This window comes from Pseudomonas sp. FW305-7 (assembly GCF_058786735.1).
On record NZ_JBYSZA010000002.1, the window covers coordinates 304879 to 324435 of the forward strand.

The window sequence follows — 19557 nt, forward strand, 5'->3', positions numbered from 1 at the left end:
TTTTACACTTTTAGTCACAACTGCGCAGCCTTAGTGCTGTGCACGATCTTGGCAATTAGAGTTCGTGATTGTTAAAGTCGTCGCACGTTATATTCCTGTTGAAATATTTCGATATATTCAGACCATCGAAGGTTCTTGAATTTCACAGCAATCAGTGTTGAGACGATCAGCCGATTCATGGGGCGTGCCCAGGTAAAAAGTGCGCCTCTGAATATATAGCCAAGAATAATCCCAATGATTCAGCTCGATTTTTATGGAACGCTTGTTGCCGCCTCCTTGGTACTTCTGCTGGGGCGCGGACTTGTTGCACGTGTCGGATGTTTGCGTAATTACAATATCCCGGAGCCCGTCGCGGGCGGTTTAGTGGTTGCTCTGGTTTTATTGCTATTGCGCACTTTCGAAATTGAAATTCGATTCGATACTTCCCTGCAAACTCCTTTGATGTTGGCATTTTTTGCCACCATCGGATTGAGTGCGGACTTCGCCAGCCTGAAGAAGGGTGGTCGGGTCGTAGGCATATTTCTATTGGCGGTAACCGGCCTTCTGGTCGTTCAGAACGCCATGGGCATCGGCCTTGCGACAATGCTCGGGCTGGATCCGTTGATGGGCCTGCTGACGGGCTCGATTACCTTGGCGGGTGGCCACGGCACAGGCGCTGCGTGGGGAACGGTGTTCAGCGAGAAATATGGCTTGGCATCGGCTTCCGAACTGGCGATTGCCTCTGCGACGTTTGGCCTGGTGCTGGGTGGCTTGATTGGTGGTCCGGTGGCTCGTCTGCTGATCAGGCGTGTTCAAGTGCCGGGCTGCAATCCACAGGAAACGCCACGTTTGCCAAAGGGATTTGAGCAGCCGAATAAAGAGCGCTCGATTACGCCGTTTTCGTTTATCGAGACGCTGGCTTTGATCGCAGTCAGCCTGCTGGGCGGCAATCTCTTGAATGGCCTGTTGCAAGGAACGGCTTTTGAGTTGCCGACGTTTGTCTGCGTGCTGTTCGTCGGGGTCGTGCTGCGTAACGGCTTGTCAGCGTTGGGCTTGTATCAGGTCTTCGAGCGAGAAGTCTCTGTGCTGGGAAATGTCAGCCTGTCGCTGTTCCTGGCAATTGCCTTGATGTCGCTCAAGTTGTGGGATCTGGCCGCTCTGGCGTTGCCGATTTTCATCATCCTGGCGGTACAGGCCTTGGTCATGGCGCTGTTCGCGATCTTCGTGACATTCAGAATGATGGGTAGTAACTACGATGCGGCGGTACTGGCAGCAGGTCACTGCGGTTTCGGGCTAGGTGCGACGCCAACGGCCATCGCCAACATGCAGGCGGTGACTCAGCGCTACGGGCCTTCGCAGATCGCGTTTCTGGTGGTGCCGATGGTGGGGGCGTTCTTTATCGACATCATTAACGTGATCGTTATCAAGCTGTACCTGGTACTGCCGTTTTTCGTTGCCGTCTGATCCCCGGTTCATGTCCGGCGATCGGCTTTAGCGTGGGTTAGCGCATAAAAAAATGCCCGTATCGTTTGATACGGGCATTTTTCATGTCTGCGAATCGACGCTTAGATGGTCAGCGTCCAGTCGTAGTCGACGATCAGCGGCGCGTGCTGCGAGAACCGTGGCTGACGTGGCAGGCGTGCGCTGCGTACAAAGCGGCGCAGACCCGGGGTCAGGATCTGGTAGTCGAAGCGCCAGCCGAGATTGAGCATCTCGGCCTGTTCGTTGTCCGGCCACCAGCTGTACTGGTCGCCTTCGCGGCTGACTTCGCGCAGGGCGTCGACATAGCCCATGTTGCCGACAATCTCGTCCATCCAGGCGCGTTCTGGCGCCAGGAAGCCCGGGGATTGCTGGCTGTCGCGCCAGTTCTTGATGTCGAGCTTCTGCTGCGCCACGTACAGCGAGCCACAGTAAATGTACTCGCGACGTTTACGCCGCTGTTTGTCCAGATACTTGCCGAAGTCGTCCATGAGCTTGAACTTCTGGTTCAAGTCCTCATCGCCGTTCATCCCGGAAGGAAGCAGCAAGGTGGCAATACTGACTTTGTCGAAATCTGCTTGCAGGTAGCGCCCGTAGCGGTCGGCCGTCTCGAAACCGAGACCGCTGATGACAGCCTTCGGTTGCAACCGCGAATACAAAGCCACGCCACCTTGGGCAGGGACTTCAGCATCGCAGGCATAAAGGAAGTAGCCATCCAGTTGGAAGGCTGGGTCATCCAGTTCAAAGGCGGAGGCACGGGTGTCCTGCAGGCAGATGACGTCGGCATTCTGTGCTTGCAGCCAACTGAGCAAACCACGCTCGACTGCCGCCTGAATACCATTGACGTTCACACTGATGATCCGCATAAATGGCCCCAAAAATCGCGTGCGTGTATGATACACGGCGTCAAGCTAATTAGCTAAATCCGTGGTATTTGGGGTTTTTTTCATGCAAGCGTATCAGCGCGATTTCATTCGTTTTGCCATCGATCGCGGCGTTTTGCGCTTCGGTGAGTTCACCCTGAAGTCCGGGCGCACCAGTCCCTACTTCTTCAATGCCGGCCTGTTCAACTCGGGCTCGGCCCTCGCGCAGCTGGGGCGTTTCTACGCCGCAGCCATTGCCGAGAGCGGCATTCCCTTCGACGTGCTGTTCGGCCCGGCCTACAAAGGCATCCCGTTGGCGGCAACCACCGCCGTCGCGTTGGCTGAACACCACAACCGTGACCTGCCTTGGTGCTTCAACCGCAAGGAAGCCAAGGCCCATGGCGAAGGCGGCAGCCTGGTCGGTGCACCGTTGACCGGCGAAGTGCTGATCATCGATGACGTGATCACCGCCGGCACCGCGATCCGCGAAGTGATGCAGATCATCGCTTCCCAGGATGGCGCCAAGGCCGCAGGCGTGCTGATCGCCCTGAACCGTCAGGAACGTGGCAACGGTGAATTGTCGGCGATCCAGGAAGTCGAGCGCGACTTCGGTATTCCAGTGATCAGCATTGTTTCGCTGAATCAGGTTCTGGAATTCCTCGCTGATGACCCACAGCTCAAGCAGCATTTGCCTGCCGTGGAAGCGTACCGCGCCCAGTTCGGCGTGTAATTGCCTGGAGCAAGCTCCCTCGCCACAAAAAGTGCTTCATAGTGAAAGACCCCGTTCATTCAGGATGAACGGGGTCTTTTTGTCTGCGCTAGCGCAGGTTGCTCCATTTTTTCAGCAGTCTCAGGGTCAATCTCGCGTTGATCAGTGCAAACGCCAGCAACGCCAGCACCACCATCACGTACAGCGTGCGATCAACGTCAAAGTCCCACAGATCCAGCGTGCTGCTGCGAATAATGCGCACGGCGGCGGGGAGGTTGACGTAAAACAGCGCTGCAAAGGCGCATGTCAGCGGCAACCCACAGTTCAAAAAAGTCCCCATGACCTTTTCTCTGCTGCGTTTTCTCACCTGAAGGCCTTGTTGGTATTCATCCAGTGCCAAGGCTTCATTGAGCCTGGGCCAAGCCAGATTGAACAGGAAAGTGGTCAGGGTCAGCAGCAAGCCACTGACCGCGACGATGTCACCGAACGGCATTGAGCCCCAGCGTGGCACACAGTAAATCGTGGGAATCCTCACTGATCTCGAATTGCCCGGCGCTGCCTTTGCGCTTGGTGATGGGTTTGAAGGTCGGCTCGTTTTGTGTAATCAGCATGTTCAGTTCATCGCGAATCACGTCTGAACTGATGACCACCAGATAGACATCCTTCGCATGTTCCGCAGACTCGACGACCGCGCGCATGCTGTGCTGCAGGATGTCGTCGAGTTGATTGCGGAAGCGCGACACGGTGTTCTTCAGCAAGGTTTTGCTTTGGCTCTGGGTCAGTTGGAAGATTGTCGAGATCTGCGACTCTGTCGGCAATGTCTGCCCAAAGTAACTTTGAATCAGATAGAGCAGGCGGTCCTGTTTGGCCTCGTCGGCCCGGCTGGGCATGCCGCCCTCGACCAGCATTTTCAGGTATTCGGTCAGGCTGGCCTTGGCGATACGCTGCAGGGCGTGGGTGATTTCCGCATCGCCAATCCGCAAGGTCTTCTTGACCGGTTCCTTTTGTTCTTGCTCGAAAGCGTCGGCGTCGATCGTGAACGAGATCTGCATGGCTCAGGCGCTCCGGGATTATTTTTTGTGCGAGGGCCTAATGACCTCGGCGCTCTTGATGCCGGAAGGCTTATCGGTTTTCTGTGGATAGGGATCATTAGGCGCGTCACCTTGTCCGGTCAGGATCTTCCAGCCGTTCAGAACGTGCGCGGTCTTGCGAAATTGCGGGCAGGGCGGCATCGAGGTTTTGGCTTGATTGGAATACTGGTGGCCGCAATCCACGCACTCGTAGGTGCCTGGGGCAACATCACTGCCATAGGGAACGTAGTCTTTTTGCATGGGTAGATCTCCGGTAGGTGAAGGGAAGATCCTAGGGAGATTTGTTCTGATGGGCTGTCGGACGTTTCGCTTAGTGAAGTCAGAAACTTCCTGCGCGCATAAAAAAGATCGCGGACTTCGTCAGTTCCTACAGCACTTTCGTACTGTGTTGCAGGCGCTGCCGCAGACCGCGATCTTTTGTGTTTCAGCAATCAGGGACGCTTGCGATTGCTGATCAGCGTACCCACGCCGGTATCGGTGAAGATTTCCAGCAGGATCGCGTTCGGTACACGACCATCGATGATCAGCGAGCTGCCGACGCCGCCCTGAACCGCTTCCAGCGCACAACGGATTTTCGGCAGCATGCCGCCGTAAATCGTACCGTCGGCGATCAGGTCGTCGACCTGCTGGGTGCTCAGGCCAGTCAGGACCGTGCCCGACTTGTCCATGAGCCCGGCGATGTTGGTCAGCAGCATCAGCTTCTCGGCTTTCAGCGCTTCGGCGACTTTACCGGCCACTAGGTCAGCGTTGATGTTGTACGACTCGCCGTTCTCACCCACGCCAATCGGCGCGATCACCGGGATGAAGTTGCCTTTGACCAGCAGGTTGAGCAGTTCGGTGTTGATCCCGACCACTTCGCCCACTTGGCCGATGTCGATGATTTCCGGCTGAGTCATCTCTGGGGTCTGACGGGTGACGGTGAGCTTTTTAGCACGAATCAGCCCGGCGTCTTTACCGGTCAGGCCGATGGCGCTGCCGCCGTGACGGTTGATCAGGTTGACGATGCTTTTGTTGACCTGGCCGCCAAGGACCATTTCCACCACGTCCATGGTTGCGGCGTCGGTAACGCGCATGCCATCGACGAAGTGGCTTTCGATCGACAGGCGCTTGAGCAGATCACCGATCTGCGGACCACCACCGTGAACCACCACCGGGTTGATACCCACGGCTTTCATCAAGACGATGTCGCGGGCGAAGCCGGTTTTCAGCTCCTCGCTTTCCATCGCGTTGCCGCCGTATTTGATCACCAGGGTCTTGCCGACATAACGTCGGATGTAAGGCAACGCTTCGGACAGGACCTGGGCGGTGTGGGCGGCGGCTTCGCGTTCGAGGGTCATTCAGGGCTCCGGGTGAATCAGAACGGTAGTTGGAGATCAGGTGCAACGCGTTTCAGTTGGGCGTGAAACACATCCTTGATGCGCTGCAATTCAGCCTCGTCATCGGCCTCGAAGCGCAGCACCAGCACCGGTGTGGTGTTGGATGCGCGCACCAGGCCCCAGCCTTTGGCGTAGTCGACTCGCACGCCGTCAATGGTGGTCAGGTCAGCGCCTGCGCCCCACTGTGCGTCGTGCAGTGCATCAATGATGCTGAATTTGCTCTCTTCGGTCACATGGATATTGATTTCCGGCGTAGAAATATCGTTCGGGAAGGTCGCAAACAGCTCCTCCGCCGTGGATTTTTCCTTGCTGAGGATCTCCAGCAGCCGTGCGGCGCTGTAGATACCGTCGTCGAAACCGAACCAGCGCTCCTTGAAGAAGATGTGCCCGCTCATTTCACCGGCCAATAGGGCACCGGATTGTTTCATCTTCTTTTTGATCAACGAATGACCGGTCTTCCACATTAGCGGACGACCACCGTATTCCTTGATCAGCGGCACCAGGCGACGGGTGCATTTGACGTCGAAAATGATCTCGGCGTCCGGGTTGCGCGCGACCACGTCACGGGCGAACAGCATCAACAGGCGATCCGGGTAGACGATGCTACCGGTGTTGGTCACCACGCCGACGCGGTCGCCGTCGCCGTCGAAGGCCAGGCCGAGGTCAGCGTTGGTTTCCTTGACCTTGGCGATCAGGTCGACGAGGTTCTCAGGCTTGCCCGGGTCCGGGTGATGGTTCGGGAAGTTGCCGTCGACTTCGCAGAACAGCGGGATGACTTCGCAGTTCAGCGCTTCGATCAGTTGCGGGGCGATCACCCCGGCCGCACCGTTGCCGCAGTCGACCACCACCTTCATGCGCCGGGCCAGTTTGATGTCCTGGACGATTTCGGTGTTGTAGCGGTCGAGGATCTCGACCTGGGTGACGCTGCCCGCGCCGCTGCTCAGGTTGTTGGTCTTGAGGCGTTCGTGCAGGGCCTGAATCTGTTCGTTGGCGAGGGTGTCGCCAGCGATCACGATCTTGAAGCCGTTGTAGTTCGACGGATTGTGGCTGCCGGTGAGCATCACCCCGGATTTGCCGGCCAGTACGTTGGCGGCGTAGTACAGCGCAGGGGTCGGTACCAGGCCGACGTCGCTGACGTGGCAGCCGCTCTCGGCAATACCGCGGATCAGTTCTGCGACCAGCTCCGGGCCGGACAAACGGCCGTCGCGACCGACGGAAACGTTAGGCTCGCCTTGGGCCAGGCTCTGCGAGCCGATAGCGCGGCCGATCCAGTAAGCGGTTTCGGCATTGAGAAATTCCGGCACAGTGCCGCGAATGTCATAGGCTCGGAAAATGCTGTCGGGCAGCTTCGGGGCGATCTTGGCTGGGGTGCTCATCTACGGAAATGCTCCATCTCGAAAGTGGCGGGACAGACCGACGAATCGTTCGACGGCAGGCTCAAACTGAAGGGTATGACGGCGTTTTCCACAGAGAGTTCGTGGTGTGAAAGGGCCATGACGCCTTGTCTGGCGTGGCTTTCGCCCGGCAAAACCTTGATTTGCGGTGCTAAAACCTGCTGCCGATGTAGCGCATTTTTTGTGGCGAGGGAGCTTGCCCCCCCGCCACAGTAACGGGTTATCTGTTATTTCGTGCCGGTATGGCCGAAACCGCCAGTGCCGCGTTCAGTTTCGACGAACTCCTCAACCATTTCGAAGTGCGCCTGCACCACCGGTACCAGCACCAATTGCGCCAGACGTTCGCCGACGGTCATGGTGAAGTCGGTCTGGCCACGGTTCCAGCAGGACACCATCAGCGGACCCTGATAGTCGGAGTCGATCAGACCGACGAGGTTGCCCAGCACGATGCCGTGTTTGTGGCCCATGCCCGAGCGCGGCAGGATCAGCGCGGCGAGGTTCGGATCGCCGATGTACACCGACAGACCGGTAGGGATCAGCACGGTTTCACCCGGCTTGATCACGATGTCCTGTTCCAGCATGGCGCGCAGGTCGAGGCCGGCGGAGCCCGGGGTGGCGTATTGCGGCAGCGGGAATTCGGTACCGATGCGTGGGTCGAGGATTTTGGCTTGCAAAGCGTGCATGTAAATTAAACCTGGTTCAGACGTTCGGCGATAAAAGTGACCAGTTGGCGAGCGATCTTGCTCTTGCTGGTCTGGGCGAAAACCGTGGCGTGCAGCTCACGGTCAATCACGCTGCAGGCGTTTTCTTCGCTGTTGAAACCGATGCTCGGGTTGGCGACGTCGTTGGCGACGATCAAATCGAGATTCTTGTCCTTCAGCTTGCGTGCAGCGTAGTCGAGCAGATGTTCGGTCTCGGCGGCGAAGCCGACACTGAACGGACGGTCGGGACGGGTCGCGATGGTGGCCAGGATGTCCGGGTTACGCACCATTTGCAGGACGAAGCCGTCACCGCTCGTAGGGTCTTTCTTGAGCTTTTGCGGGGCAACGACTTCCGGGCGGTAGTCCGCGACCGCTGCCGAAGAGATAAACACATCACACGGGATCGCGGCTTCGCAGGCGGCGAGCATGTCCCGGGCGCTGACCACGTCGATGCGGGTGACGCGATCTGGTGTTGGCAGATGCACCGGGCCGCTGATCAGGGTCACGCGGGCGCCGGCCTCTACTGCGGCTTCGGCCAGGGCAAAGCCCATTTTTCCGGAGCTGTGGTTGGTGATGTAGCGCACCGGGTCGATGTTTTCCTGGGTCGGGCCGGCGGTAATCACTACGTGCTTGCCGGTCAGTGCCTGACGCTGGAAGCAGTCTGCCGCGCACTGCGCCAGATCGGTGGCTTCCATCATCCGGCCCATGCCGACGTCGCCGCAGGCCTGGCTGCCGGAGGCTGGGCCGAAGGTCTTCAGGCCACGGCTTTCCAGAAGTTGCAGGTTGGCCTGGGTGGCCGGGTCGCGCCACATCGCCTGATTCATTGCCGGCGCAACGGCCACGACGGCATCGGTGGCCAGCACCAGAGTCGTCAGCAGATCGTTGGCAATACCTTGGGCCAGGCGGGCGAGCAGGTCGGCGGTAGCCGGGGCGATCAGCACCAGATCGGCCCATTTGGCGAGTTCGATGTGGCCCATCGCCGCTTCGGCGGCCGGGTCGAGCAGATCCAGGTGAACCGGGTGCCCGGACAGGGCCTGCATGGTCAACGGGGTGATGAACTCGGCGCCGCCATGGGTCATGACCACGCGCACTTCGGCACCCTGGTCGATCAGGCGTCGAACCAGATCGGCGCTCTTGTAGGCCGCGATGCCGCCGCCGACGCCCAGAACGATGCGTTTCCGATACAGCCGCTGCATAGGTCTGCCTTTCATTTCGTGGGTGACATACGTGGCGAAACCCCCTCCCCAGGGTGAATTCGCCCGCAAAAAAGATGGGCTACGATATCACAGCGACCGCTACGGAACAGCGGCGCCCACAGACAAGGAATGTGTATGAGTATTCGCGATTGGCCAGCGGCGGAACGGCCGCGGGAACGGTTACTTGAACAGGGCTCTGCGAGCCTTTCGGACGCCGAGTTACTGGCGATTTTTTTGCGCACGGGAGTCGTTGGAAAAAGCGCAGTGGACTTGGCGCGACACTTGTTGAATCAGTTCGGCAGCCTGCGTTTGTTGCTTGAGGCCGATCAGGAAGCATTCAGCAAACAGTTGGGACTGGGGCCGGCAAAGTTTGCACAGTTGCAGGCTGCTCAAGAAATGAACCGCCGGTATCTGGCCGAGCGCTCACGCAGAGAGCCGGCGCTGGAGAATCCGCAGGCTGTTCGCGATTACCTCAAATCCATGCTCCGACACGAGCCGCACGAGGTGTTTGGCTGCCTGTTTCTGGATTCCAGGCACCAAGTGCTGACGTTCGAGGCGCTGTTTCGTGGCTCGATCGACAACACCAGTGTGCATCCGCGTGAAGTGGTGAAGCGTGCATTGGCGAATAACGCCGCGGCGGTGATCCTCTGCCATAACCATCCGTCGGGCAATACCGATCCGAGTCAGGCGGACAAGCTGCTCACCAAGCGTTTGCAGAAGGCGCTGGAGCTGATTGATGTGCGGATTCTGGATCACTTCATCATTGGTGATGGTGAGCCGCTGTCGATGGCGGAGTGTGGCTGGATGTAAATCTCAGGAAAACGCCAATCCCTGTGGGAGCTGGCTTGCCAGCGATAGCGGACTGACAGACAACATTTGTGTTGCATGTGCCGCCGTCATCGCTGGCAAGCCAGCTCCCACAGGTTTCAGGGTGTGGCAGTTATTTGAGATTGACCTTGGAATAGTCCTGGCGACCGAACGGGCTAACCGAGTAGCCCTGCACATCCTTACGGGTCAGTGCGTACGCGGTCGGGTGCGCCAGCGGCAACCACAGCGCCTGCTGCTGAATCTGGGCCTGCGCCTGTTCGTACAGCTTGGTGCGAACACCTTGCTCGCTGGTGGTCTTGCCGGCGCTGATCAGTTTGTCCAGGTCAGCATTGCAGTAACGGGCGAAGTTGGTGCCGGACTTGACCGCCGCGCAGGAAAACTGCGGCGTGAGGAAGTTATCCGGATCGCCGTTGTCACCGGCCCAGCCCATGAACAACAGGTCATGCTCGCCAGCCTTGGCGCGGCGGATCAGCTCGCCCCACTCGATCACGCGGATTTCCGCCTGAATGCCGATCTCCGCCAGATCCGACTGCAACATCTGTGCGCCGAGGCTCGGATTCGGGTTGAGCAGGCTGCCGGATGGGCGCGTCCAGATAGTGGTCTGGAAACCGTCCTTCAAACCGGCCTTGGCCAGCAGCGCCTTGGCTTTGGCCACGTCGTGCGGGTAGCCCGGCAGGTTTTTCGCGTAGCTCCAGGTGTTCGGCGGGTAAACGCCGTTGGCGGGTTCGGCAGTGTCCTCGAACACGGCTTTGATGTAGTTGGCCTTGTCGAAGGCGAGGTTGATCGCCTGGCGCACTTCCGGCTTGTCCAGCGGTGGATGCTGGCTGTTGATGCCGACGAAAGCGGTCATGAAGGCGTCAGTCTTTTCGACTTTCAGTGTCGGTTCTTTCAGCGCAGCCTGTACGTCCAGTGGCTTCGGCGACAGGGCGATCTGGCATTCGTTACGTCGCAGTTTTTGCAGGCGCACGTTGGCGTCCGGGGTGATGGCGAAGATCAGCGGGTCAACCGATGGCTTGCCGGCGAAATAGTCCGGGTTGGCCTTGTAGCGGATGGCGGCGTCTTTCTGGATGCGGGTGAAGACGAACGGGCCGGTGCCGATCGGCTGACTGTTGAGCTTGTCGGTCGCGTTGGCTTTCAATAACTTGTCGGCGTATTCGGCGGAATAGACCGAGGCGAAGCCCATGCTCAGCGTTGCCAGGAAGGTCGAGTCCGGGTGATCGAGGGTGAAGCGCACGGTCAGCGGATCCAGTGCGTCGATCTTCTTGATCAGCGTCGGCAACTGCATCGACTGCGCATGCGGGAAGCCACTCTGGGCGACTTTATGCCAAGGGTTCGCCGGGTCGAGCATGCGGTCGAAGCTGAATTTGACGTCTTCAGCGGTCAGTTCACGGCTCGGCTTGAAGTAATCGGTCGTGTGAAACTTCACCTGTGGATGTAGCTTGAATACGTAGGTCAGGCCGTCGGTGCTGACTTCCCAGCTGTCAGCCAGGCTCGGGACGACCTTGCCGCTGGCGGTGTCGAACTCCACCAGGCGGTTCATCAGCACATCGGCCGAGGCATTGGTGGTGGTCAGCGAGTTGTACTGCACCACGTCGAACCCTTCAGGGCTGGCCTCGGTACAAACGCTCAGCGCGGCGGCCTGGGCCAATGGGCTCAGCAGGAGCGGGGCGAGCAACAGGGGTAGGGCAGCGAGGCGCATGGTCGGCTTCCTTTTACAGATCGAAGGCCCATCTGCAAGTGCAGTCTGGAAAAGGCCTACCCTAGAGGTCGCGATTGCAAATGACTATCCCCTTTTTGTATTTTTGGGGCCGCTGTTAGTCAGTTTCGCTTGGCGGTCGACAGCGCGAAGGGCGCCAATCTTGCCTGTAGGCGGTTTTCTGCGACGAGTGGTAAAAACCGGTGCCAGCCTTTATCCAAGGCGTTCGCGGGTCGGAAAAGCGCATTTTTGTGGATTGATTGCACACGGAAAGTTGTTGCACCCCGGTCTTTCTGGTATAAAGCAGCGCTCTTTTCTAGGGGCCCGGTTCCTTCACTGTAGGTGTAGCCGGTAAGACCTCTAAAGAAACGCGGCGCCTGGCGCCAAATGACTGAGAGATTAAGCGGCCAACCCATGCCGGGTTGGGCATGTGGTTTTAGAGGGCTGAGGCATGTCGAGAGTATGTCAAGTTACCGGTAAGGGTCCGGTGACTGGGAATAACATTTCCCACGCAAACAACAAAACCCGTCGTCGTTTCCTGCCGAACCTGCAGCATCACCGCTTCTGGGTTGAAGAAGAGAAACGTTTCGTGCGTCTGCGCGTATCTGCCAAAGGCATGCGTATCATCGACAAGCGCGGCATCACTGTCGTGCTGGCCGAACTTCGCCGCGATGGCAAGATTTAAGGGAGCTAATCATGCGTGAATTGATTCGTTTGATCTCGAGCGCCGGTACTGGTCACTTCTACACTACCGACAAGAACAAGCGTACTACTCCGGACAAAATCGAGATCAAGAAATATGATCCGGTTGTTCGCAAGCACGTGATCTACAAGGAAGGCAAAATCAAGTAATTGATTTTTCCTGACTTACGAAAAAGGCCCGTATCTCACGATACGGGCCTTTTTTGTTGCCTTTGAAAGGGTAATCAACCGCAAATGAGTTCAATGATCTCGTTGCGTTCGTTCACCAACACTCGAATTCGGTCCGGATCAGTGCGCAGGTTGTACAGGCCGTCTGGCACTTCCAGGCGATGTTTCTTCACGCCGGCGGCATTGCGCACAGCGAGCAGGTTGTCCGAGTCGGCAATATCGCCGAGGAAAAATTTTGCGTTATTCAGGTTGCAGTAGTTGGGCATGATGCCTCCTTGCGTCGATTCGAAAGAAAGGCGCCTTCTGGTCAAGCCCGTCGACACTTCCTGTGCCGGCATGGGAATTAACGCTGAAATTCGGCGCCTTCGCGAAGTTTCGCTCAAAGGGCTTGCCCACGTCCTACCTGTCTCGTCACCTTCTGTGTCGGATCAGCCCTTCTGTTCAAAGATCACATAGATCTTGCGGCACGCCTCCAGCACTTCCCAAGTGCCACGGAAGCCAGCCGGAATCACAAAGCGGTCGCCAACACGCAAGGTCTTGGCATTGCCATCGCTGTCACGCAGCACCGAAACCCCCTGCAGGATCTCGCAATACTCATGCTCGGTGTAATTCACCGTCCATTGCCCGACTGCGCCTTCCCACACGCCGACACCCATTTGCCCACAAGGGCTTTCGTATTGATGGAACACGGCTTGTTCGGGGTCACCCTTGAGCACTTTGGCCGGGTCCGGGCGATAGCGTTCGGCTTCGCTGCCGGTCAGGCTGATGTCGACGACGTTCTGGATGTTCATTGTTGTTTTCTCCCGTGATGACGGCGCGGTGGCTTGAAAGGGCCAAAGTCTATGTTTATTAAAATGAACACCGCAAGGCCGTATAGCGCGCTTATGTCAAATATATTGAAACAACCCCGGCCGCTGGTTTAGGGTGGCGGGTGCCTTGTCCGAAAGCAGGCCTGGCAGAATTCCTGAAGACGTCCGCGAAGAGCGCGGCGCTCTATTCAACAAGAGGAGGACACTCGAATGACCACCCTGACTCGTGCCGACTGGGAACAACGCGCCCGCGACCTGAAGATCGAAGGCCGCGCCTACCTCAACGGCGAATATACCGACGCCGTTTCCGGCGAGACCTTCGAGTGCATCAGCCCGGTCGATGGCCGTCTGCTGGGCAAGATTGCCAGCTGTGACGCCGCCGACGCCCAGCGCGCCGTGGAAAACGCCCGCACCACCTTCAATTCCGGCGTCTGGTCGCGCCTGGCGCCGACCAAACGCAAAGCCACCATGATCCGTTTCGCCGGCCTGCTCAAGCAGCACGCCGAAGAGCTGGCCCTGCTCGAAACCCTCGATATGGGCAAACCGATCAGTGACTCGTTGTACATCGACGTTCCGGGCGCGGCGCAAGCGCTGAGCTGGAGCGGTGAGGCGATCGACAAGATCTACGACGAAGTCGCGGCCACCCCGCACGACCAACTGGGTCTGGTGACCCGCGAGCCGGTCGGCGTGGTTGGCGCCATCGTGCCGTGGAACTTCCCGCTGATGATGGCCTGCTGGAAGCTCGGCCCGGCGCTGTCGACGGGTAACTCGGTGATCCTCAAGCCGTCGGAAAAATCCCCGCTGACCGCCATCCGCATCGCCGCGCTGGCAGTCGAAGCCGGCATCCCGAAAGGCGTGCTCAACGTGCTGCCGGGTTACGGTCACACCGTTGGCAAGGCGCTGGCCCTGCATAACGACGTCGACACCCTGGTGTTCACCGGTTCGACCAAGATCGCCAAGCAACTGATGATCTACTCCGGCGAATCGAACATGAAGCGCGTCTGGCTGGAAGCCGGCGGCAAGAGCCCGAACATCGTCTTTGCCGATGCGCCGGATCTGCAGGCTGCTGCCGAATCTGCCGCCAGCGCCATCGCCTTCAACCAGGGCGAGGTCTGCACCGCTGGTTCGCGTCTGCTGGTCGAGCGTTCGATCAAGGACAAATTCCTGCCGATGGTCATTGAGGCGCTGAAAACCTGGAAACCGGGCAATCCGCTGGATCCGGCGACCAACGTTGGCGCGCTGGTCGATACCCAGCAGATGAACACCGTGCTGTCGTACATCGAATCCGGTCATGCCGATGGCGCCAAACTGGTGGCCGGTGGCAAGCGCATCCTTCAGGAAACCGGCGGCACGTATGTTGAGCCAACGATTTTCGACGGCGTGAGCAACGCCATGAAGATCGCTCAGGAAGAGATCTTCGGCCCGGTGCTGTCGGTCATCGCTTTTGATACAGCCGAAGAGGCGATCCAGATTGCCAACGACACACCTTATGGCCTCGCCGCTGCGGTGTGGACTCAGGACATCTCCAAGGCACATCTGACCGCCAAGGCTCTGCGTGCCGGCAGCGTGTGGGTCAATCAGTACGACGGCGGCGACATGACCGCGCCATTCGGCGGCTTCAAGCAGTCGGGTAACGGTCGCGATAAATCGCTGCATGCGTTCGACAAATACACCGAGCTGAAGGCGACGTGGATCAAGCTGTAAGCCTTTAGCGGGAGCCTGGCTCGTTCAGGCTCCCGAACTATAGAGATCCCCCTGTGGGAGCAAGCTTTTGTGGTGAGGGGATTCATCCCCGATCGGCTGCGAAGCAGTCGCAAAACCAGTGCATGCGAGGGTGCAGGTTTTGAGGTCGCTGCGCGACCTGTCGGGGATGAATCCCCTCGCCACAGGGTTTGCTCCCACATTTGGTTTTGTGGCGCACATAAAAATAATCCACAGGAGCGTGGACCATGCGTTGGGCGACGTATTTTGCGGTGTTGGCGTCTGTCTTGAGTGTCGGCCTGGCCCTGGGGGTCAGCATGCCGCTGGTGTCGTTGCGTCTGGAGGGCTGGGGTTACGGCTCCTTCGCGATTGGCGTGATGGCAGCGATGCCGGCGATTGGCGTGTTGTTGGGCGCGAAGATTTCCAGTCATCTGGCGGCGCGTTTCGGCACGGCGAACCTGATGCGCCTTTGCCTGTGGGCCGGAGCCCTGTCGATCGGTTTGCTGGCGCTGCTACCGAGTTACCCGATCTGGCTGCTGTTGCGCTTGATGATCGGCGTGATCCTGACCATCGTTTTTATCCTCGGCGAGAGCTGGATCAACCAATTGGTGGTGGAGCACTGGCGCGGGCGGCTGGTGGCGCTGTATGGCAGCAGCTATGCGTTGAGCCAACTGTCTGGTCCGTTGCTGCTGGGCGCGCTCGGCACTGAGCACGATTATGGGTTCTGGGTGGGCGTCGGGCTGCTGACGGTTTCGCCATTTCTGTTGATGGGCCGCAGCGGTGCGCCGAGCAGTGAAGCGAGCAGCGTGACCTTCCGCGATCTGTGGGGCTTTGCCCGCGAGCTGCCGGCGATTGCCTGGGCGGTGTCGTTGTTTGCCGCGTTCGAGGCGATGATCCTGACGCTGCTGCCGGTGTACTGCCTGCAGCAGGGCTTCACCGCCGAGATCGCGTTGGCGATGGTCAGCACGGTGGTGGTCGGCGATGCGTTGCTGCAACTGCCGATTGGCGCGTTGGCCGATTACCTGTCGCGGCGCACGTTGTTCACCGGCTGCGCGGTGGTGTTGATGCTGTCGAGCCTGGCGATCCCTATGTTGATCGATACGTTGCTGATCTGGCCGTTGTGGGTGTTGTTTGGCGCCAGTGCCGGAGGGTTGTTCACCTTGTCACTGATCCTGATCGGTGAGCGCTATCGCGACGATGCGCTGGTGCGGGCCAATGCGCATATTGCGCAGCTGTGGGGTGTTGGTTGTCTGATCGGGCCTTTGATGGCGGGGGCGGGCAGTCAGTGGGTCAGTGGGCATGCATTGCCGTGGTTGATGGCGGCAGGGGCGTTCGGGCTGGTGATTCTCCTTATGCGACAGGGTGCATTCGGTACGGTGGCCGAGCCGGCCTGAGTCTGGTTGCAACGTTTGTGATTACCTTTTGGTGAGGGTATTCATCCCCGATGGAGCGCGCAGCGGCCCTGCTTTTTTCCACATGACAGCGGGACTGCTATGCGGTCTATCGGGGATAAATCCCCTCACCACAAGAGCCTCCTCTCACAATAGAAGCTGCGTGTCCGGCTACAACATCCGTTCCAAACCGACCGAGGTGCTGAACCACGCATTGAAGCGCCGCCACCAGCTCCCAGGCTCCTTGGTCAGCGTGTGCATCTGGCCGTTGTCCTCGGTCACCCAGACGATATTTCCATTCCGCATTTTTGCTTCGTAGCTAAGCGCCGGCGCCATACCTTGCAACGCCAGTTCGCGGACGTGTTCGGCCAGCTCCGGACTGTCCACCAGCACGCCCACCTCGGTGTTCCACAGCACTGAGCGAGGGTCGAAGTTGAACGAGCCGATAAACGCTTTTTGCCGGTCGAAGATCATCGCCTTGCTGTGCAGGCTCGAGTCCGAGCCGCGAAACGATTTGCTGTAGAACACGTGCGGGGCGCTGCCGCCACCGTCCCCCGGCTGGCGCCGCAGTTCGAACAGTTTCACCCCATGCTCCAGCAGTGCCTTGCGATAAGGCGCGTAGCCACCGTGCACCGCCGGCACATCGGTGGCTTCCAGTGAGTTGGTCAGCAAGCTCACCGAGACTCCGGCGTCGGCGCGTCCGGTCAGGTACACGAGCCCTGGCTGGCCCGGAACGAAGTAGGCAGAGATCATGATCAGTTCTTTGCTGACGCCGCGCAGTTCCGGCGCCAGTTGCGTGGTCAGCAGCAATTGCGGATCAGGCTCGGCCTTGGCCAACACCTTGCTCGGCGCATCCCACAGCGCCTGATTCCACGCCCAGATCAGTTCCTTGCGCCAGATGTCCATGCGCGGTGCGGTCTTGAACGTCATCAACTGCTGATACAGCGCGTGATTCTGCTTGCGGGTTTCTTCGAGGGATTCTTCCAGGCGTGTGCGGGTGTTCTGCAAGTCCTTGGCGGTCGGTCTGCTCGAGAGAAACTCGTCGATCGGCTTGCTCAGCGCACTGTTCCAGTACTGGTCGAAACTGTGCCCGAGCTGTTCGGCCACCGGGCCGACGCTGAGCATGTCGATGTCGGTGAAATTCAGGTTTGGTTCGGCATCGAAATACTCGTCGCCCAGGTTGCGTCCGCCGACAATCGCCACGCTGTTGTCCGCCAGCCACAGTTTGTTGTGCATCCGCCGATGTTGCAGCGACAGATTGAACAGGCGCCCGGCTGCCCGCGTGACACCCGTGCTACGACCCAGATGCAACGGATTGAACAGGCGAATCTGGATCTGCGGATGCGCCGCGAGGGTAGCGATGATCTGGTCGAGGCCGTCGCTGGTGGTGTCATCGAGCAGAACCCGCACCCGGACGCCACGGTCGGCAGCCTTGAGCAGTTCTTCCACCAGCATCCGCGTGCTGATGCCGTCATGGACAATGTAGTACTGCAGGTCGAGGCTGTTTTGTGCATTGCGGATCAGTTCGGCGCGGGCGGTGAAGGCTTCGGTGCTGTTGGACAGTAGACGGAAACCGGAGCGCCCCTGATGTGGCGCGGCCTGTGCCTGGATCGAGCGACCAAAGCTGGAGTCTCCGGCTGGTAATGCCTGGCTGGGTTCGCGAGGTATTTCGAGGCTGGCACAGCCAGCGATCCAAGTGACCAGGAGGCACACAGCAAACAGCTTTAGTCCAGGGCGCACGTTGTGTTCTCAAATCGTGACAGGAGGTGAAGTATGGCACGCACTGCAATGACATCAACGCTGGCAGTAAGTGCGTGCTGTTCATGCAGTAGGAAAGAGTTAGTAAACGAATTTTGCCTATAGAAGTTGTCGTGCTTTCCCTTCGTGATCAGTGTCGTTTCCTACAGATTTATCTTTCATAAGCCGCAATCATCTGCCCGCTTACTTGCATCAAAAGTTAGTAGGGAACGAACTTTCATTTAAATGGATATGACGACTTATGAAAAAGACAATTCGGATTGCTGCTCTGGCGGCGATGCTTTTACCCGTATCGGCAATGGCCGAAAGCGTTGACCTGAACGTTATCGGCACCATCATTCCAACCGCCTGCATTCCTGCCTTTGCCGGCGGAGGGACAGTGGATTTGCGCAAGATCTCCGCTGCAACACTGAATCAGACAACGCAAACCATTCTCGCAGGTCGCGATGTTTCGCTGACCATCAACTGCGATGCTGTGGCACAAGTTGAAGTGTCGGTTCGCGATAACCGCGAGGCAACAAAATTGCCAGGCATCAGCGATGGCACGGGCCAGACTGATCCGGCACTGTTCTTTGGTCTCGGCGATATCAATGGCACGCGTATTGGTGGATTTGCCCTGCGTCACGGCACTCCCGAAACCGACGGCACGGGCCGGGCGTTGCTGACCCGAGCGAGCTTCCTGTCTCCTTGGCAGGTGCCCACCAGCACATTGGTGAGAAATGCACCGGATTTGTATTCCTGGGGTATTAGCGCCGCCACCGGCCCGATCGGAGCCAGGCACCATGCCTTCCCGATGCACTTGCTACCGATCATTGGCCCCAGCAACGCTTTGCCGATTGCCAACGAAATCCCGCTTGATGGCTCGGTAACATTCGACATTTTCTACATCTGACGGCCTGCCCCGGCGGTTGCGTATCGTCGAGTACCGTTCGCCCATGCAAGAGCGCCCCGGCACGGCCCGGGGCGCTCCCAGGATTCTCCCGGATATCCCGATGCCTATTTCTCTCAGTCTTTTGTTCAAGGCGGCGCTGCTGTGTCCGCTCGCCTGGCTTTCGATCGCTATCGCCCACTCCGCCGGCATGGTTCCACAAACGCCGGTCCTCGTGGTGGAGGAGGGCGTGGGTGAAGCCGTCATGAATGTGCGCAACACGGATTTGCATCCTGCGTTGCTGCATTCAAGTGTTGAAAACGTCGAGCAGGATGATGAAATACTGCTCCTCGTTACGCCCCCTCTGGCGCGCGTCGAAGCGGGCAGCATTCAGCAGGTGCGGTTCATCCTGCAAAACCCCCGTTCTTTGCAGGTCGAGCGCTTGAAGCGGGTGGTGTTCGAAGGCATTGCTCCTGCAGCAGACTCCAGTGGCGCCCGAGTCAGCCTGGGGATAAGGCAGAATTTGCCGGTGATTCTGCGTCCCGCTGGGTTGGCGGTTGAACGAGAGCCGTGGAAACGACTGAGCTGGAGTGCCACACCTGGCGGCCTACAGGTGTTCAACCCTAGCCCTTATGTCGTACGCCTGGCCAAAGCCTTTGTGCCGTTGCCCGGCTCAGAAATGGCCAATTTGCCGCGCACCTACATCCTGCCCGGCGAACGCTTGAACATTGCGCTGCCCTTGAGCACCTCCGTACGAACAATGGCGGTGCGGATCTATCCGGCGACCACTTACGGATTTTCGGTTGAACACTTCGATGCCCCGGTCACTCGCTAGTGTGGGTCAATTT

Annotated in this window: 20 protein-coding genes and 1 pseudogene; 9 read left to right on the top strand and 12 right to left on the bottom strand. The window is 58.7% G+C overall.

The annotated features are described in order from the left end of the window. Positions 1-234 precede the first annotated feature (234 nt). A complete protein-coding gene (gene gltS / locus AC3WMT_RS04455; protein WP_103302600.1) occupies positions 235-1443 on the top strand; it encodes a sodium/glutamate symporter in 1209 nt (402 codons plus the stop codon). Between the two features lie 101 nt (positions 1444-1544). Here the strand turns inward: gltS and crc are convergent, their stop codons facing one another. Next, complete coding sequence (crc, locus tag AC3WMT_RS04460) at positions 1545-2324, bottom strand: catabolite repression control protein Crc (protein ID WP_007920349.1); 780 nt, start codon at positions 2322-2324, stop codon at positions 1545-1547. Between the two features lie 82 nt (positions 2325-2406). Between crc and pyrE the strand changes: the two genes are divergently transcribed. Further along, positions 2407-3051: an orotate phosphoribosyltransferase gene (gene pyrE, locus AC3WMT_RS04465; RefSeq protein ID WP_007954442.1), complete on the top strand. Its 645-nt coding sequence runs from the start codon at positions 2407-2409 to the stop codon at positions 3049-3051. An 88-nt stretch (positions 3052-3139) separates the two neighbouring features. Here the strand turns inward: pyrE and AC3WMT_RS04470 are convergent, their stop codons facing one another. The 7 genes and pseudogenes from AC3WMT_RS04470 to coaBC all read right to left on the bottom strand — a co-directional run bounded on the left by AC3WMT_RS04470 (position 3140) and on the right by coaBC (position 8788). Further along, positions 3140-3523, bottom strand: coding sequence for a hypothetical protein (locus tag AC3WMT_RS04470; RefSeq protein WP_103302599.1), 384 nt, complete (start codon positions 3521-3523; stop codon positions 3140-3142). Then, complete coding sequence (locus AC3WMT_RS04475) at positions 3510-4082, bottom strand: hypothetical protein (protein ID WP_103302598.1); 573 nt, start codon at positions 4080-4082, stop codon at positions 3510-3512. Before AC3WMT_RS04475 ends, AC3WMT_RS04470 begins: the two co-directional genes overlap by 14 nt. A gap of 18 nt (positions 4083-4100) precedes the next feature. Beyond that, a complete protein-coding gene (locus AC3WMT_RS04480; protein WP_103302597.1) occupies positions 4101-4361 on the bottom strand; it encodes a hypothetical protein in 261 nt (86 codons plus the stop codon). A 191-nt stretch (positions 4362-4552) separates the two neighbouring features. Then, a complete protein-coding gene (gene argB / locus AC3WMT_RS04485; RefSeq protein WP_003229488.1) occupies positions 4553-5458 on the bottom strand; it encodes an acetylglutamate kinase in 906 nt (301 codons plus the stop codon). Between the two features lie 17 nt (positions 5459-5475). Then, positions 5476-6852: pseudogene (locus AC3WMT_RS04490) on the bottom strand (phosphomannomutase/phosphoglucomutase); the annotation flags it as partial. Positions 6853-7118: 266 nt separating this feature from the next. Then, a complete protein-coding gene (gene dut, locus AC3WMT_RS04495) occupies positions 7119-7574 on the bottom strand; it encodes a dUTP diphosphatase (RefSeq protein ID WP_016985816.1) in 456 nt (151 codons plus the stop codon). A 5-nt stretch (positions 7575-7579) separates the two neighbouring features. Next, positions 7580-8788, bottom strand: a complete 1209-nt coding sequence (coaBC, locus tag AC3WMT_RS04500) for a bifunctional phosphopantothenoylcysteine decarboxylase/phosphopantothenate--cysteine ligase CoaBC (RefSeq protein WP_103302595.1) — start codon at positions 8786-8788, stop codon at positions 7580-7582. 135 nt (positions 8789-8923) lie between these two features. Between coaBC and radC the strand changes: the two genes are divergently transcribed. Continuing rightward, positions 8924-9598 carry a RadC family protein gene (gene radC, locus AC3WMT_RS04505; RefSeq protein ID WP_103302594.1) on the top strand — a complete coding sequence of 225 codons (675 nt, stop codon included), beginning with the start codon at positions 8924-8926 and terminating at the stop codon, positions 9596-9598. Positions 9599-9728: 130 nt separating this feature from the next. Here radC and AC3WMT_RS04510 read toward each other — a convergent pair whose 3' ends face one another. After that, positions 9729-11315: an ABC transporter substrate-binding protein gene (locus AC3WMT_RS04510; RefSeq protein ID WP_103302593.1), complete on the bottom strand. Its 1587-nt coding sequence runs from the start codon at positions 11313-11315 to the stop codon at positions 9729-9731. Between the two features lie 448 nt (positions 11316-11763). On the opposite strand from AC3WMT_RS04510, the gene rpmB reads away from it, so the two are divergent. Further along, positions 11764-11997 carry a 50S ribosomal protein L28 gene (gene rpmB, locus AC3WMT_RS04515; RefSeq protein ID WP_007920377.1) on the top strand — a complete coding sequence of 78 codons (234 nt, stop codon included), beginning with the start codon at positions 11764-11766 and terminating at the stop codon, positions 11995-11997. Between the two features lie 11 nt (positions 11998-12008). Further along, positions 12009-12164, top strand: a complete 156-nt coding sequence (gene rpmG / locus AC3WMT_RS04520) for a 50S ribosomal protein L33 (protein WP_003177274.1) — start codon at positions 12009-12011, stop codon at positions 12162-12164. Between the two features lie 74 nt (positions 12165-12238). Here rpmG and AC3WMT_RS04525 read toward each other — a convergent pair whose 3' ends face one another. Continuing rightward, positions 12239-12448, bottom strand: a complete 210-nt coding sequence (locus AC3WMT_RS04525; RefSeq protein WP_103302592.1) for a peptidase inhibitor — start codon at positions 12446-12448, stop codon at positions 12239-12241. Positions 12449-12610: 162 nt separating this feature from the next. Beyond that, on the bottom strand, positions 12611-12973 hold the full coding sequence (locus AC3WMT_RS04530) for a cupin domain-containing protein (RefSeq protein ID WP_103302591.1): 363 nt from the start codon (positions 12971-12973) through the stop codon (positions 12611-12613). 228 nt (positions 12974-13201) lie between these two features. Between AC3WMT_RS04530 and AC3WMT_RS04535 the strand changes: the two genes are divergently transcribed. Both AC3WMT_RS04535 and AC3WMT_RS04540 read left to right on the top strand, forming a co-directional pair. Beyond that, entirely contained in the window at positions 13202-14695 is a 1494-nt protein-coding gene (locus AC3WMT_RS04535) for an aldehyde dehydrogenase (RefSeq protein ID WP_103302590.1), read from the top strand. 245 nt (positions 14696-14940) lie between these two features. Then, positions 14941-16086 carry an MFS transporter gene (locus AC3WMT_RS04540; RefSeq protein ID WP_103302589.1) on the top strand — a complete coding sequence of 382 codons (1146 nt, stop codon included), beginning with the start codon at positions 14941-14943 and terminating at the stop codon, positions 16084-16086. 168 nt (positions 16087-16254) lie between these two features. On the opposite strand, the gene AC3WMT_RS04545 is transcribed toward AC3WMT_RS04540, so the two are convergent. Beyond that, the gene (locus AC3WMT_RS04545) at positions 16255-17823 is read right to left on the bottom strand and encodes a phospholipase D family protein (RefSeq protein ID WP_103302588.1); all 1569 of its coding nucleotides are present in this window, start codon (positions 17821-17823) and stop codon (positions 16255-16257) included. 316 nt (positions 17824-18139) lie between these two features. Between AC3WMT_RS04545 and AC3WMT_RS04550 the strand changes: the two genes are divergently transcribed. Continuing rightward, positions 18140-18733, top strand: coding sequence for a DUF1120 domain-containing protein (locus AC3WMT_RS04550; protein ID WP_256583461.1), 594 nt, complete (start codon positions 18140-18142; stop codon positions 18731-18733). A 100-nt stretch (positions 18734-18833) separates the two neighbouring features. Continuing rightward, positions 18834-19544 carry a fimbria/pilus chaperone family protein gene (locus AC3WMT_RS04555; protein WP_103302586.1) on the top strand — a complete coding sequence of 237 codons (711 nt, stop codon included), beginning with the start codon at positions 18834-18836 and terminating at the stop codon, positions 19542-19544. The last annotated feature ends 13 nt before the right edge of the window (positions 19545-19557 follow it).

Coding starts and splice junctions, on each gene's coding strand:
- gltS (WP_103302600.1), top strand. CDS start 235: ATGATTCAGCTCGATTTTTATGGAACGCTTGTTGCCGCCTCCTTGGTA.
- crc (WP_007920349.1), bottom strand. CDS start 2,324: ATGCGGATCATCAGTGTGAACGTCAATGGTATTCAGGCGGCAGTCGAG.
- pyrE (WP_007954442.1), top strand. CDS start 2,407: ATGCAAGCGTATCAGCGCGATTTCATTCGTTTTGCCATCGATCGCGGC.
- AC3WMT_RS04470 (WP_103302599.1), bottom strand. CDS start 3,523: ATGCCGTTCGGTGACATCGTCGCGGTCAGTGGCTTGCTGCTGACCCTG.
- AC3WMT_RS04475 (WP_103302598.1), bottom strand. CDS start 4,082: ATGCAGATCTCGTTCACGATCGACGCCGACGCTTTCGAGCAAGAACAA.
- AC3WMT_RS04480 (WP_103302597.1), bottom strand. CDS start 4,361: ATGCAAAAAGACTACGTTCCCTATGGCAGTGATGTTGCCCCAGGCACC.
- argB (WP_003229488.1), bottom strand. CDS start 5,458: ATGACCCTCGAACGCGAAGCCGCCGCCCACACCGCCCAGGTCCTGTCC.
- dut (WP_016985816.1), bottom strand. CDS start 7,574: ATGCACGCTTTGCAAGCCAAAATCCTCGACCCACGCATCGGTACCGAA.
- coaBC (WP_103302595.1), bottom strand. CDS start 8,788: ATGCAGCGGCTGTATCGGAAACGCATCGTTCTGGGCGTCGGCGGCGGC.
- radC (WP_103302594.1), top strand. CDS start 8,924: ATGAGTATTCGCGATTGGCCAGCGGCGGAACGGCCGCGGGAACGGTTA.
- AC3WMT_RS04510 (WP_103302593.1), bottom strand. CDS start 11,315: ATGCGCCTCGCTGCCCTACCCCTGTTGCTCGCCCCGCTCCTGCTGAGC.
- rpmB (WP_007920377.1), top strand. CDS start 11,764: ATGTCGAGAGTATGTCAAGTTACCGGTAAGGGTCCGGTGACTGGGAAT.
- rpmG (WP_003177274.1), top strand. CDS start 12,009: ATGCGTGAATTGATTCGTTTGATCTCGAGCGCCGGTACTGGTCACTTC.
- AC3WMT_RS04525 (WP_103302592.1), bottom strand. CDS start 12,448: ATGCCCAACTACTGCAACCTGAATAACGCAAAATTTTTCCTCGGCGAT.
- AC3WMT_RS04530 (WP_103302591.1), bottom strand. CDS start 12,973: ATGAACATCCAGAACGTCGTCGACATCAGCCTGACCGGCAGCGAAGCC.
- AC3WMT_RS04535 (WP_103302590.1), top strand. CDS start 13,202: ATGACCACCCTGACTCGTGCCGACTGGGAACAACGCGCCCGCGACCTG.
- AC3WMT_RS04540 (WP_103302589.1), top strand. CDS start 14,941: ATGCGTTGGGCGACGTATTTTGCGGTGTTGGCGTCTGTCTTGAGTGTC.
- AC3WMT_RS04550 (WP_256583461.1), top strand. CDS start 18,140: ATGGCCGAAAGCGTTGACCTGAACGTTATCGGCACCATCATTCCAACC.
- AC3WMT_RS04555 (WP_103302586.1), top strand. CDS start 18,834: ATGCCTATTTCTCTCAGTCTTTTGTTCAAGGCGGCGCTGCTGTGTCCG.